Below are 14,702 nucleotides of genomic sequence, written 5' to 3' on the forward strand. Positions count from 1 at the left end.
AACCGCTGGAGCATGGCCGCGGTTTCAGCGCGGGTGGCCTGTCCTCTTGGATCGAGGATGCCGCCGCCCTTGCCGTTCAAGATGCCCTGCCCTACGGCCCAGCCCAGGGGTTCCCTGGCATAGGCGGAGGCCTTTCCCGCGTCCGTGAAGCCGGAGAGATCTCCCTTTGCGCTCACGTCCATGCCCTTGTACTGGGCGTAGCGGTACAGGATGGCCGCCAGCTGCTCCCTGGTCACCGGGTCGCTGGGCCCGAATTTGTTGTTCCCGTATCCCATGGCAATACCGTTTTTGTCCGCCCAGGCCACGGCCTCGGTATAGTAGCGCCCCTCCTCCACGTCGGTGAAGTCACGGACGCCTGCCGCCTCCGGCTGGCCCTCCATGCGCCACAGGATCGTGACGATCATGCCCCGCTGGGTGCTCAGTTCCGGGGAAAACGTGGTGTTTGAGGTGCCCAGTATCCAGTTTTGTTCGTAGGCATGGCGGACAGCGCCATAGAACCAATCGCTTTCCGTAACGTCTGTGAAGGGGTTCCAGGAGGGTTTGAACACCGCGGAAATGCTGTGGTCTCCGGTGACGTTCTCAAAGGTATAGCTTGTCACCGCGCCCACGCTCCTGCCGTCCACCAGCACGTCCCGGAGGGCATAGCCGCTGTGAGGCGTGACGGAGAAGGTCTGGCTGCCGCCCTGGGGCACGCTGACCGCGCCGCTGGGGGAGATGGAGCCGCCGTCCCCCGCCGAGGCGGTGAGGGTATGGGCCGTGGAGCCGCCTCCCGTGGAGATTCTGGTGTAGCCCACGGCGTAGGTGGAGAATTTGCTGGCGTAGATGTGCAGGTAGCCGTTTTCCGTGTCCGCCCAGAACGTGCCGTCCGTCTTTGTGACCGGTGCGCCTTCCAGCTTGTCCAGAGCTTTTGTTTCCGCCTGGGATTCTGAATGAATGTGGTGGCGGTAGACCGTCACATCTTTTTTGCCTCGGAAGTCGTAGGGCAGCACCAGCTCCAAAACCTCTTCATTGGACGGGCCTAAATCCTCGGGTGCTCCTGAGCCCTTGTGCAGCATAAGGGACACATCCAGATACAGGAGGGTCTGGCCTTTGGCTTCGCCTTCAATCTCGGTTTTGCCCGCCGGGTTATCTTTCTGTTCCACCGTCAGCTTGACGGTGATGCTCCCGCTTGAGTCCGTCTGACTTTCCGCGACCTCCTCCACGCCGCCTACGACCACGGGAGGCGTATTCTCCTTGACCTCTACCACGCTGTTTTTCCCTGCCTCCGGGAGCGTGATGTCCTTTTCGTCCGCGTCCCCGGTGAGCGCCACTAGAATGGTCATGGTCAGATCGCTGTGCTCGGCCACCACGTTGTACAGCCCCGTGGGAACGCCGCCGAAGACGTAACCGCCCTGCGCGTCCGTCGTGGTGCGCGAAACCACTGCCGCGCCCAGCTTGAGGGTCACGCTTGCATTTTGCGCCGGGGTTGTGCCGCCATATTCGTAGACCGTGCCTGTGATGTTATACACCGGGTCGGGCTTGCTCGTGGCGGGCGCAACCTGGATGGTCGCGCCCTGACCGAGCTGATATGCGTCCAGACCCGTCGTGATCTGCGTCCCGCTCGCGTCGAAATACGCCATGCCTGCGGTCAGCATCTGACCGGTGAGGATGCTGTTATAGCCCTTGATCGCATAAGCGGATTCCCCGTTTGCGATAAAGGTGCCGCCCTTGAGGATATTCGCACGGGTTGAGGTCAGGGCGTATTTGTCGCCGGTGAAGGTACCGCCCGTAACGGACACAACAGGGCTGCTGCTTGGATTCACGTCCACATACAATCCGATGGAGTCCCCATTGAAGAAGCCGCCGGTGACCGTCCATCGATTGGCCGTGGCTTGCATGCTGTTTGCTAGCCAGCACCCGTACCGTCCCTCGAAGACGCCGCCGTTGATTGTGACGTCCGCACGCTCGACATACAGGCCGTCGCCCCGGTGTCCGGGATACGTTGCCTCACTGCCGCCTGCGCCGCCGATGAAGGTGCCGCCGTCCACCACAAGCGAACGCGCCACCGACGCGCCGGAGATGCTGACCCGAATGCCGTTACCACCATCGCCGCCGGTGTCCGTGTTGTTGCCGCCCTTGCCGCCGATGAAGGTACCGCCCCGGATGATGGCGTCGATGCTCGTATCGGCGAGCAAGCCATCGCCGCCGTTTTTGCCGCTGGTTCCCTTGCTGTCGCCGCCCTGATAGACGGCGTTGGGGTTGTCGCACAAAATGGTCGCGCCCGTATCGTGTATCGCGCTTGCGCCGCGATTTGTGTCAAGGCCGTCGCCTCCCTGCACCCGAATCGCGCCCGTGCCGGAGACCTGCAAGCTGCTGCCGGTTTTCAGCTCGATGGCGCTCTCTCCGGTGGCCTCACTGTTGCCGCCGCCCTGAATGGTAAAGGGCTTGCCGCCGGTGACGGTCAGGCTGCCCTCCACGGACACGCCCACACCGGCCACGTCGCTGCCCGCTGCCTGCTTCTTCGCGCCGACGAGCTTGCCGCCGCCCACGCCGTCGGTCAGGGTCAGCGCCGCACCTGTTTTCACCAGCACCGTGGCTGCGCCTTCGTCAGGCGTCAGCTGATGACCGTTCAGGTCGAGGGTGAAGGTGCCGCTTTCAATCTCCAGCGCCGTGTTCGCATCCTTCATCAGGCGCACCCGATGCGTTGCCGCGTTGCTCGCTCCCGTCATCTCTGTGATGGCGTCGCTGAGGCTGTCGCACTCTGTCCAGCTCGTCCCGCCGTTTACGGTGTATTCCGCCGCGGGCGCATTGACGACGCTGATTTCGTTCGTTGCCGCGTCAAACCGCAGGAGCTTGCCCGTCGCGCCGGGACCGACGAGCGAGAGTTTTTCGAGGTCGGCTTCGACCGCGTCGGTCGCGATCACGCCGGTTTCGTAGCCCGCGGGCAGGACAACGTCAATCTTTGCGTCACCTTGCAGATCGCCGATGACAAAGCTGCTCACGCCGATTTTTTTCTCTGGATTGCCGCCGTTGATGTGCAGGCCGGTGTTTTGGAACCCGCGATTGCCGACCTTGGCTGCGCCATCGACCTTGACGGTGACTTGGCCGGTGACTGTGCTGGTGCCGCTGCCGCTGTCGCTGACGCCGAACACATTCATCGTCGTGCCCTGCACGGTGATTTCGGCGGTGCCGGTGACGTTGCTGCTGCCGCTGCCGCCGCCGCTGACGCTTCTGACCTTGCCGTTAGTGCCGAGGATGACCTCGGTGCTGCCGACCGTGGCGGTTTGAGTGCCGCCGTTGCCGCCGCCGTAAATCGTTATTTGCTCGTTCCCGTTCGGGACGTTAAAGTTCACGGTGGCCTTGCCGCTGACCGCAGTGAGATTGCCGCCGCCGTAGACAGTATTTTTCACCACAGCGCTGTTCGCGACGGTGATCGAGGTGTCGCCGGTGACGTCGCCGCCGCTGCTGTTGTCGGCTTTGCCGCCGCCGCCATAGACGTAGCCCGCCTCGCCGCCGGTCATCGAGATAACCGGGTTGCCGATCAGATCGGCTTTGTCGCCGCCGCCGTAGACAGAGCTTGGAGTACCGCCGGTGATCGCGATTTTCGGGCTGCCCGTGACCATACCGCCGTCGCTGCCGCCGCCGTAGACGGAGTTTGCATTGCCGCCGGTGATCGTGATTGCAGGGTCACCCGTGACATCGCCGCCTGTGCCCTTGCCGCCGCCGTAGATGTAGAGCACATCACCGCCAGTCATCGTGATCTTCGGGTTTCCGGCCAGCGCGTTCTCCTTGCTGCCGCCGTAGACCCTGCAGTTTCGGAGGTCGCTTGCGTCATCCGGTGCGTTTGCAATGTTCAACGTTTTCAGGGAGCTGTCCTCGCTCGTGTTCAGCACGCCGTTCCCGTTCACGTCCACATAGATGGTGGTGTGCGTGGCATCTATGCCCGCGATGATCAGCGCCGTGCCGTTGGCGTAGATGGCTTGCGGTTTACCGGAGGAATTGACCTCCACCGTGGGCATGGTCGCCGGTGCGGGATAAATCTTGCCCACCGTCGCGCCCTCCGCCACCGCGTAGTATCTTGTCACGTTGTTGGAGTTCACGCTACTGTCCGCGAAGTAAACCGCATAGCCCGCCGGGCTTGCAGTGTTCGTTACCTTAGCGGTGTTCTTGATGTCCAGCGCGACAAGGTCGGTGCTGCCACTCGGCACTGCGTTGATGTAAATCGTGCCGGAAGTGGAATCCGCGTTCGCGCTGGTCACAACCGCGTTGTTGCTGATCGTGATTTTGCCGATGGAGTCGCTGAAGGCGGAGTTGTTGTAGATCGCGCAGCTGCTCGTTGACTCCACCTTGCCGCCGCTGACGGTGACCGCGCCCATGCTGGAGATGGCGTAGCCACTGGTCGCCGAAACCGTGCCGCCGCTGACGTTGACCGCACCGGCACCGACGATGGCTCTGCCCTTATCACCCGTCGCCTGCACCGTGCCGTTCGTAACCGTGAGCGCGCCGCCGTTAAAGATGGCGTTTCCGGTCGTTGCCGACACCGTGCCGCCGCTGACGTTGACCGTGCCAGGGTTGACTATGACCTCGCCGGTGGAGTTGTTGTAGATGGCAACGCCACTGTCGCCGGTCGCCTTCACCGTGCCGCCGCTGACGTTGACCGCGCCTGTAGTGTCGTTGTAGATGGCGTTGCCGGTCGTCGCTTCCACCGTGCCGCCGCTGACGTTGATCTTGCCGGTGGAGTAGTTGTAGATGGCGTTGCCGCCTGCGGTGTTCTTTACCGTGCCGCCTGTGATTTCCAGCACAACTGCGGTCGAGTCAGTCGTTGTGTTGAAGCGAATTGTGCCCTCGTTTGCATTCGTATTCGCGCTGGTCACCGTGGCTGTGCCGCTGATCGTAACTTTTCCGGTGGAGGCGTTGTCGATGGCCTTGCCGCTCGTTGTTTCCACCGTGCCGCCGCTGACCGCGATCACGCCGGCGAAGCCGTTGTAGACGGCGTTGCCGCCTGCGGTGTTCTTTACCGTGGCATTCTCCTTGATTTCCAGAGCAGGGGCGCTGCTGCTGGACTGCACAGGGCCAAGACGAATCGTGCCGGAACCGGAAGTCTTATTGCCGCTAGTGACCGTGGCGCTGCCGCTGATCGTAACTTTGCCTTGGGAATCGTCTTTATAGATGGCCGTGCCGCCATTGGTGGCCGACACCGTACCGCCGCTGACGGTGACCGTGCCGTTTGTGCCGTTGCTAAAGATGGCTTGGCCATTCGAGCCGGTGGACGACACCGTGCCGCTCTCCACCGTGATCGCACCGCCGCTGGCGATGGCAGCGCTGTTCAAGCCGCTCGCCGTCACCGTGCCGCCTGTGACCTTGATTTCTCCACTGTTGGAGCCGCCGGAGATGGCAGTGCCATTTGCGCCGGTGGACAACACCGTGCCGCCCGTGATCGTGACCGTGCCGCTGGAGACGTTATTAATGGCAATTTTGACGGCTTCCAGCTTGCCGGTCTGGCCGGTGCTGCTGTCCATTACGGTAAGCGCCGTACCCGTACTGTTTACCAGATTGATTGCATCCATGTTGCCAGCGGTGCTGCCGCTGTGGGTAATTTTGTGGCCGTTGAGGTCAAGCGTCAGGGCGATGCCGTTGATGTCCACGCCGGTTTCGCCGAGATTGATGTCTGCAATGACCTTCAGCTTGTCGCCGGTCGCCGCCGCACCAATCGCCTCGTCGAGCGTGACGTAGCTGCCCTTGAAGGCGTCATCGTTGCCAAGCAGCTCCACCGCCGTTGGATAAACCCGACCCACCGTGCCGCCGGTTTTGGTGTAGTAGGTGTTCAGGTTGGCGGCTGTTACGCCGGTGGCCGCGAAGTAGACCGCATAGCCGTTTGCGGTGTTTTCCACCGTGCCGTTCTGAATGTCCAGTACGACAGAGGGGCTCTCGGTCGACACCTTGGCAAGATGAATCGTGCCGGTAGTGGCACTCGTGTTCGCGCTTGTGATTTCAGCGCCGCCGCTAACCGTAACTTTACCGGTTTCGCTATTATAGATGGCAACGCCCGTTGTTGCCTTCAGCGTGCCGCCCTCTACCGTAACTTTGCCGGTGGAGGCGTTTAAGATGGCATAGCCGCCAGCCGCCGACACTGTACCGGCTGTTACCTTCACATCTCCAGCGGAGAGGTTGTAGATAGCAATGCCATACTGGCCGATTGCCTTCAACTCGCCGTTGCCGGTACTGCTGCTGTCCGTTACCGCAAGCGCCGTACCCGCAGTATCTTTCAGCGTGATTGCGGCGGCGCCGCTGTGGGTAACGGTCTGACCGTTCAGGTCGAGCGTCAGGGCTTTGCCGTTGATTTCCACGCCGGCTCCGCTGCCGAGGTCGATGGTCTCGTTGATCACCAGTTTGTCGTTGGTCTGCGCCGCACCAATCGCCGCAGCGAGGGTGGCGTAGCTGCCTTTGAAGGTGTCGCCGCTGTCAAGCAGCTCCACCGCCGCGGGATAAAGCCGCCCCACCGTACCGCCGGTGTGGCTGTAGTAGGTGCCCAAGTTGGCGGCGGTCACGCCGCTGGCATCCGCGAAGTACACCGAGTAACCCGCCGGGTCTGCGGTGTTCTGCACCGTGCCGCCCTGAATGTCCAGCGTAAGAAGGTTGTCGATGCCGTTCGGCACGTATTGCAGGAAAATCGTGCCGGAAGTCGCGCTTGTATTGGCGCTGGTGACCTCGGCGCTGTCGCTGATCGTGATTTTACCAGCGCCGTAGTTGAAGATCGCATTGCCGGTCGCCGCGGACACCTTGGCGCTGCCGCTGACGGTGACTGCGCCGACGCTGTCGATCGCAATGCCCGACGCGCCGGTCGCCGTTACTGTGCCGCCGCTGACGGTGATTGCGCCGCTGCTGTCGATCGCGCTGCCCGACGCGCCGGTCGCCGACACCGTGCCGCTGCTGACGTTGACTGCGCCAGCGCTGCCGGATATTGCATAGCCCGATGTGCCGGTCGCCGTTACCGTGCCGCCGTTGACGGTGATTGTGCCGTTAGCCGTGTTATCTGCAAAGGGGCTGTTGTAGATGGCTTTGCCATTCTCGCCGGTGGCTTTCAGCGTGCCGCCCGATATCGTGACCGCGCCGGTGGAGATATTCCAGATGGCATAGTTTACAGCTTCCAGCGTGCCGTTCTGGCCGCTGCTGCCATCCGTTACGGTGAGCGACGCACCGTTGTCCAGCTTGATTACGGCGCTGCTGCCGTTTGTGCCGCTGTTTGTAACGGTGTGGCCGTTCAGATCAAGCGTCAGGGTTTTGCCGTTGATTACACCGACGCCTGTGCCGAGGTCGATATCGGCAATGACTTTCAGCGTGTCGCCGGTCGTTGCAGCTGTGATCGCACCGGCGAGAGTGGTGTACAGCGTGGTATTGCTTCCACTTGTAATCTCCACCACGTTTGTCGGCGCTTCGGGATAAACCTTGCCCACCGTACCGCCGGTTTTGGTGTAGTAGGCGCTCAGGGTGTCGTAGGTCACGCCTGTGCCGTTGGTGTTAAAGTACACCGCATAGCCATCGGCTGACGTGTTCTCTACCGTGCCGCCCTGAATGTCCAGCACGACTTTCGACTCGCCGCTGGATGGCACAGCGAACAGATAAATCGTGCCGTCGTTTGTATTCGCGCTGGTGACCGTGGCGTTGTTGCTGATCGTGATTTTGCCGGTGCTAACGTTGTAGATGGCATTGCCGGCCGCCGCCGACACTGTGCCGCCGCTGACATTAACTGTGCCGGTGTTAACGTTGTAGATGGCAATAGCATTTGGGTCGGTTGCCTCAACCGTGCCGCCACTGACGTTAACTGTGCCGCCAGCGTCGTAGTTATAGATCGCCTTGCCAGACGAGCCAGATGCCGTCACTTTGCCGTCCGATACCGTGACTGTGCCAGCGGCATTGTTCCAGATGGCTTGGTTGGGCGATGACACTGCGCCGCCCTCCACCTTGACCGTGCCGGTGGATTGGTTGCGAATGGCGTTGCCGGACGTGGCTGTCACTGTGCCGCCTGTGACCTTGATTTCTCCGGTGGAGGCGTTATAGATGGCTTGGCCGGTCGTTGCCGACACTGCGGCGTTGCCGCTGATGGTGATTGTGCCGCCGTCGGCGTTATGGATGGCTCTGCCATTTGAACCGGTTGCTTCAACTGTGCCGCCGGTGACGTTGACCGCGCCACAGTTATAGATGGCTTTACCGGTCGTGGCCGTGACCGTGCCGCTTTCCACCGTGACTGTGCCGCTGCTGCCGTTTTGGATAGCCCTGCCCGTATCGCCGGTGGCTTCCAGCTTGCCGTTGCTGCCGCCGTCCGTTACGGTGAGCGACGCGGTGCCTGACAGCATGATTGCGCTGGCGTTGCCGGTGCCGCTATAGGTAACTGTGTGGCCGTTCAGGTCAAGGGTTAGCGACTTGCCGTCCTTGATCGTCACACCCGTTCCGCCATTGTTGATGTTGGCAATGACCTTCAGCGTGTCGCCGCTCTGCGCCTGACTGATCGCATTGGCGAGGGTTGTAGTCGAGCCGTCCACCTCGATGGTGTTACCAGCCGTCCGCGACGTGCCGCGGCGCGCCGGAGGTGTCCCGGTGCAAAGGGACAAATCCGCGTCCTCGGCCGAGCAGACCGGGCAGTCGGGGTCGATCTGCCCATCCGTGCATTGGGTCTCGCAGGTGCATTTGTCCGGCTCTGTGCCGTCGTTTGGCTCGATGCCGTCGTTTGGCTCAATGCCGCCCTCCGGCTGCGGAGCGCCTTGGTTGCAGCTATCCGGGTCGCCCTCCACATAGCCGCAGGTTTCGTCGTGGACGTGCCCACCGGGTTCCTCCACCGCGCCCGCCGGAATGGGCAGCGCAGCAAACGCCATCAGGCAGGAGAGTAGGAGCGCCAAGGCTTTCCGTCCGGCGCGAGAGCTCCTTTTGTAGTGTACGGTTTCTTTTCGCATGGTCAAATCCTCCCAGTCCTCAGTCCATTTGTTTGTTCGGCCAGCAGCAGATGCCCACATCCAGAGGGATCCGCTCCTTCAAATGAAAATCTGCAAATTTACAGTACCAGCATTCCTTTTCCACCGGCAGTACGGCGGCACGGGGCGTGAACGCCGGACAGCGTTGGCGCGGCCACACGCTCCCGCCCACCCGCGGTTCCTTCAGCGGACGGTCTTCGGCGCGGCGGTTGATTCCCAACTCTGTGCCCATTGCCCATCTCCTCCTCCTAACAGGTTTCCTGTTTCCGGGGGAACCCCCGGAAACAGTTGAGGGGCATGCCCCTCAACTGAATCGATCCTCTTATTGCAGGAGGCCTTGACAGACCCCCCGGTCTTTTGCTACTGTTATTCTAATGAAAAAAAGCCGGCTTGTGGGGCAAAGTGTAAATTTGGTATGGTTTTGTGCGAAATTTGCACGTCCTGGGGAAAAAGTCGCTTGACAAGGGGAACCTATCATGTTGAAAATCGCTCTTTGTGACGACGAGCCGGGGCAGCGCAGCTTGACGGGCGGACTGCTCCGGGAATATATGGAACAGCGCCCCAGCCTCGCCGCCCGGCTCACCGTGGTTTCCTCCGGGGAGGAACTGCTGGAACAGGCGGAGGCGGAAGGGGGCTTTGACCTCTATGTGCTGGACGTCATCATGCCGGAGCTGTCCGGTATCGACGTGGGCGTCAAGCTGCGGGAGCTGGGGAGCGACGCGCCCATCATTTATCTCACCACGTCGCCGGATTACGCGGTAGCCTCCTACAACGCGCAGGCCGCCGGTTATCTGCTCAAGCCCGTGGAACGGGAGGCGCTGTTCCCCCTGCTGGACCGGGTGCTGAAGGAGCTCGCCCAAGAGGAGAGCCGGATCCTGACGGTGAAGAGGCGGGAGCGGGTGTCGCTGCTGCGCTATGCAGACATCCGCTATGCGGAGGGGGCGAACCATTCCGTGATATTTTACCTTGCCGGAGGGCAGACGGTGACTGCCGGCAGGCGGGGTTCGCTGGAGGAGGCGGTGGCCCCGCTGCTGGCGGACGAACGCTTTCTGCAGGTGGGCACGTCTTATCTGGTGAATATGCTCTATGTGGACAGCCTGGAGCAGGACTGCTTTCACATGCGGGAGGGGGGCAGGGTGCCCATCCCCCGCCTGAAGCGGAGCATGGTGCGCCAGTGTTTTCTGGATTTTGTGCTGAAGCGGGGAATGGCCTGATGGATTTTATGACACCGGAGGGGGGCGCCGGGCTGGGCGTACTCTACCTTCTTCGGGCGATGGGGATGACGGTGCTGGCAGGCCTGTTCCTCTGCGCCTTTTTGGACGCCCGGATGGACGGCAGGCGCGCCCGCCTGATTATGGGAGCGGGGATTGGGGCGGTCATCCTGGCGAATATCCCGCTGGCTTTCCTGCTGGGAAGCGAGGCCTATATGCGCCTGACGCCGGTGCTGCTCAACCTGCCGGTATTTGTCCTTTTTGGGTGGGTCTCCCGCTACAGGGATGGCAGGCTTCTCTTTACGCTCACGACCCTCATGGCGGAGACTGGGCTGGTCACCCTGGCGGGGATGCTGTGCGCGCTGCCCTTTGGCGGGCGTTTGGGGATTGACCTGCTGGGCCGCTGCGCAGCCGCCCTGCTGCTGCTGTGGCTGAACTGGCGGCTGCGGCCCCTCTACCTGGAAATGCAGGGGATGCTGCGCCGGGGCTGGCTCCTGTTCTCCCTCATCCCCCTGGCGTACTATGTTTCCCTCTATGTCTATATCATGCTGGTCGATCCAGGGGAGCGGGCGGAGAATTTGACGGCGATCCTGGTTACGTCCGGCATGGCGGCTGCGGCTTACACCGTGATCTTCTTTTTCTTTCAGACGATTCGCCGCCAGGAACAGACCGAGCGGGAACGCCAGCTGCTTTCCACCCAGGTGTCCGCCCTGCGCAGGCAGCAGGAGATGATGGCCCGCAGCGAGGAGAAGCTGCGGGTTCACCGGCACGATATGCGCTTTGTGCTGCACACGCTGACCGCCATGCTGGAACGCGGGGATACCGCCGGTGCGCTGGAGTACCTGGGACAATCTGACAAAAAGCTGAACGATACTGTTATGGCCCATTACTGCGAAAGCCCTGTGCTGGACGCGCTGCTGGCCTATTACGCGGAACAGGCCCGGAGCAGGGAAATCCAGGTAAGGATTGAAATAAAGCTGAGCCGGAAACTGCCGGCGGACGAGGACGAGCTGTGCGCCGTGCTGGCCAACGCCCTGGAAAATGCCATTCATGCCTGTGAAGCCCTGCCCGCCGGGACGCCCCGGCGCATTGAGGTGGCGGCGGCGTCCAAGCCCCATTTCTGCGTGGAAATTGCCAACACCTGCGACGGAAAGGCTGAGTTTGACAGAAACGGCTTTCCCATATCCAGGGAGCCCGGCCACGGTGTGGGCACCCGCAGCATCGCCGCCTTTTTTGACAAGTACCAGGCGGTCTATTCCTACAGCGTGGGGAAGGACGGCATGTTTCGCCTGCGCTTTCTCATTGCCCGGCCGGACGCCGGAACGCGCTGAAGGCCGCTTCATGGGGGATTTTGAAAAGATGTGCTGGAATGTTACATGGGTTCTGTGATATAGTATAAACTGCAGATAGTAGAAAAGGGGAGCGGCGGAAACGCCGTTCCCCTTTTTGCGTCCAAAACAGAGGGCCGTCTGCACCCTGCCGGGAAAAAGGAGCTGCCGCGTCTTGCGGCGGCTCCTTTCTGCAGGGGGAAAACGGGGCGGTTTGTATGGGATCACAGACAGGAGAAAAGACCATGGAAAGAGAAAGAAGGGAAAAGAGATGAAACTGAAGGAGGCAATAGAATTTGCGGACTGGGTGAAGCCCAACGGTTTCACGGAGGAGCAGAAAACCCGCTGGGTGACGGACTGCGAGGGCATGGTGCAGGCCCAGGTGATGCTTCTGGCGCCGGAGGAAACCGTGACCTACGGGTGGCCTGAGGACGGGGAAACGGAGCTGCTGGTGAACCCGCCCCACGACAAGCTCTACCTCAGCTACCTGTACGCCATGGTGGATTTTGCCAACGGGGAGTACGGGAAGTACCAGAACAGCATGCAGATGTTCAACGCGGATTTTTCGGAATTTATGAGGTGGTTTGCCGCGGCTTACCGGCCGGCGGACACCTGGATTGAGGAGGATGGATATGGCCTGCTACCCTGAGAGACGGAAGGGGTATTACCTGACGGCCTACGGGCTGGCGGTAAAGCACGGATTTATAGGGACGGAAGAGGAATGGCTTCAGTTTCTGAAGGCCAACGTGGAGCTCCGGTATGAAAACGGCGTGCTGGAATGGCGCAACGCCGGGGTTGACGATTGGCACGCGCTGGAGGAATTTGCCCTGTTCCGGGAGGACCTTGCCCGCAAGGGGGAGGACGCCCAGGCTGCGGCGGCTTCGGCCAGCGAGGCGGCGGAGGCATCCCGGCGGCAGACAGGCAGCGGGGCGGAGAGGACTCGGGCGGCGCAGGAGGATGACCGGGTCGGGGAGGAGGAATCCAGAAAAGCCGGAGAGGCTGCCAGAGAGGCCGGGGAAACCGCCCGGTTAGCTGCCGAGGAGGCCAGGGCCGCGGCGGAGACAGAGCGGCAGGCCCGGGAGGGTGTCCGGCAGGAGGCTGAATCCGGGCGAAGGGACGCCGAAGGGGAGAGGTCCTCCGGGGAGGCTGCCCGGGCAGGCGCGGAACAGGAGAGGCTTGCCGCGGAAGATGCCAGAAAAGCCGGAGAGTCGGTCCGGGCAGGCGCGGAGTCGGCACGGGCTGCCGCGGAGGATTCCAGGAAGGCTGCAGAGGAGGAAAGGGCCTTTGCAGAGCGGGAAAGGGCAGATCAGGAGTCCGGGCGGGGCACCGCTGAAACAGCCAGAGCGGAGGCAGAAAGGGCGCGGGCTGCTGCAGAGGCGGAAAGGGTTTCCGCAGAGGGCGCACGTGCCGGAGCCGAAGCGGCGCGGGCGGAGTCGGAGGCCCTCCGGAAAGCCGGGGAAGAAAAACGGGCGGAGGCGGAAACGGCCAGGGACGCAGAAGAAGCAGGGAGGACGGAAGCCGAGGCTGCAAGAAAGTCCGGGGAAGAGGGCCGCAAAGCCGCCGAGACCGCCCGGGTTTCCCAGGAGGACGCCAGAAACGGCGCGGAATCCGCCCGGGCGGCGGCGGAATTGGAAAGAACCCAGGCGGAAGCGGGCCGGGAAAGCGCGGAACAGGCCAGGAATATATGGGGCCCCTATGAGGCGGACAGGGCTTACGTGCCGGGGAACAAGGTTTCCTTGGGAGGTTCCAGCTATTTGAACCTGGCGGCCTGTACCGGCGTTCCTCCCACGGACACGGGCAAGTGGCTGCTGATCGCGGCAAAGGGAGACACAGGCTCCCGGGGCGAACAGGGCCCCCAGGGCCCCAAAGGAGACACCGGACCCCAGGGGCCGCAGGGCGTAAAGGGAGAGACGGGAACCGGGCTCACCATCCTGGGACAGTATGCCACGGTGGAGGCGCTGCAGGCGGCGGTACCTTCCCCCACGGCGGGCATGGCCTACAACGTGGGAAGCGCCCCGCCCTACCGCATTTACATTTGGTCCGGCACGGAATGGATGGACAACGGCCCGCTGCAGGGGACGCCGGGCGAAGCCGGGGCTCCGGGGCCCAAGGGGGATCCCTTCACTTACGCTGACTTTACCCCGGAGCAGCTGGAAGGGCTGAGAGGGCCCCAGGGCCCCAAGGGAGACACGGGAGCCAAGGGCGACAAGGGAGAAACCGGAGCCGCGGGCCCTGCGGGCCCCAAGGGGGACGCGGGCGCGAAGGGTGATACGGGCCCGCAAGGGCCCAAAGGAGAGACGGGCCCTGCTGGAGCACAGGGCCTAAAAGGAGATGCCGGGCCTGCGGGGCCTCAGGGTGAGAACGGCCCCCAGGGGCCTCAAGGCTTGAAGGGTGAAAAGGGCGACAAGGGCGAGACCGGAGCAACTGGCCCGCAGGGAGCGAAAGGGGATCCGGGGCCTGCGGGGGCGGACGGGAAAAGCGCCTACCAGACGGCGGTTTCCGGAGGTTATACCGGGACGGAGGAAGAGCTGGGCGGAGCGCTGGCCGCGGTTCCCGGACACATCGCCGACGGTGTGAAGCACGTGACGGCTTCGGAGCGGACGGCATGGAACGGGAAGCTGGACGCCGCTGAAAAAGGCGCGGCGGGCGGCGTGGCGACGCTGGGAGAGGACGGGAAGGTGCCGGTATCCCAGCTGCAGGCCGCGGCGGAATCCCTGAATTTTGGAGCGACGGACGGAGAGGACGGGCTGTGGGACAGGCAGGAGACCGTGCCGGAGGGCACGTCGCCCATCCGGTACAACGGCTACCTGCGGGCAGCCAGGGTCTACGGCGTGTACTACAGCGACAGCGCGGACTTTGCGGAGGCCTATGAGGTAACCGGCCCCATTGAGGCCGGGGAAATCGCCGTGCTCTGGGAAGACGGGGGCATCCGCCGCAGCGCGTCCCCCTATGACATCCACGTGCTGGGGATCGTTTCCACGGACCCCGCCCATGTGATAGGCGGAAAAGGGACCCCCATCGCCCTCAGCGGCAGGGTGCCGGTAAAGGTTACCGGCCGGGTGAGGATCGGGGACTACCTGACAAGCTCGGAGGTTCCGGGCCGTGCCCGGGCGGCGGACCCGGGGACGGCTCCCCGGGGAAGCATTGTGGGCATGGCGCTGGAAGGCAGCGTGGGGGGCATGGGAGAAGTCCTGGCCTTCGTGCTGAGATTGTGAGGC

Annotated in this window: 6 protein-coding genes; 4 read left to right on the forward strand and 2 right to left on the reverse strand. The window is 62.8% G+C overall.

Features of this window, described 5'->3' with window-relative positions:
- Together BN3911_RS01785 and BN3911_RS01790 are read right to left on the reverse strand one after the other, a co-directional pair.
- On the reverse strand, positions 1-8,927 hold an 8,927-nt coding region (locus BN3911_RS01785), incomplete at its 3' end, for an S-layer homology domain-containing protein (RefSeq protein WP_187127666.1).
- A gap of 19 nt (positions 8,928-8,946) precedes the next feature.
- On the reverse strand, positions 8,947-9,177 hold the full coding sequence (locus tag BN3911_RS01790) for a hypothetical protein (RefSeq protein ID WP_066860590.1): 231 nt from the start codon (positions 9,175-9,177) through the stop codon (positions 8,947-8,949).
- Positions 9,178-9,421: 244 nt separating this feature from the next.
- On the opposite strand from BN3911_RS01790, the gene BN3911_RS01795 reads away from it, so the two are divergent.
- The 4 genes from BN3911_RS01795 (at position 9,422) to BN3911_RS17450 (ending at position 14,699) form a co-directional block, all read left to right on the forward strand.
- Positions 9,422-10,159 (forward strand): LytR/AlgR family response regulator transcription factor, encoded by a 738-nt coding sequence (locus BN3911_RS01795; RefSeq protein WP_066860593.1) that lies wholly within the window; start codon positions 9,422-9,424, stop codon positions 10,157-10,159.
- Positions 10,159-11,487, forward strand: a complete 1,329-nt coding sequence (locus BN3911_RS01800) for a sensor histidine kinase (protein ID WP_066860596.1) — start codon at positions 10,159-10,161, stop codon at positions 11,485-11,487. The genes BN3911_RS01795 and BN3911_RS01800 overlap by 1 nt, the downstream gene beginning before the upstream one ends.
- Before the next feature lie 268 nt (positions 11,488-11,755).
- Complete coding sequence (locus BN3911_RS01805; RefSeq protein ID WP_147578486.1) at positions 11,756-12,133, forward strand: hypothetical protein; 378 nt, start codon at positions 11,756-11,758, stop codon at positions 12,131-12,133.
- Complete coding sequence (locus tag BN3911_RS17450; RefSeq protein ID WP_066860602.1) at positions 12,117-14,699, forward strand: collagen-like domain-containing protein; 2,583 nt, start codon at positions 12,117-12,119, stop codon at positions 14,697-14,699. The genes BN3911_RS01805 and BN3911_RS17450 overlap by 17 nt, the downstream gene beginning before the upstream one ends.
- Positions 14,700-14,702: the final 3 nt, after the last annotated feature.

The sequence above is a fragment of the Neglectibacter timonensis genome (assembly GCF_900048895.1).
Lineage (GTDB): Bacteria > Bacillota > Clostridia > Oscillospirales > Acutalibacteraceae > Acutalibacter > Acutalibacter timonensis.

Coding starts and splice junctions, on each gene's coding strand:
- BN3911_RS01795 (WP_066860593.1), top strand. CDS start 9,422: ATGTTGAAAATCGCTCTTTGTGACGACGAGCCGGGGCAGCGCAGCTTG.
- BN3911_RS17450 (WP_066860602.1), top strand. CDS start 12,117: ATGGCCTGCTACCCTGAGAGACGGAAGGGGTATTACCTGACGGCCTAC.
- BN3911_RS01800 (WP_066860596.1), top strand. CDS start 10,159: ATGGATTTTATGACACCGGAGGGGGGCGCCGGGCTGGGCGTACTCTAC.
- BN3911_RS01805 (WP_147578486.1), top strand. CDS start 11,756: ATGAAACTGAAGGAGGCAATAGAATTTGCGGACTGGGTGAAGCCCAAC.
- BN3911_RS01790 (WP_066860590.1), bottom strand. CDS start 9,177: ATGGGCACAGAGTTGGGAATCAACCGCCGCGCCGAAGACCGTCCGCTG.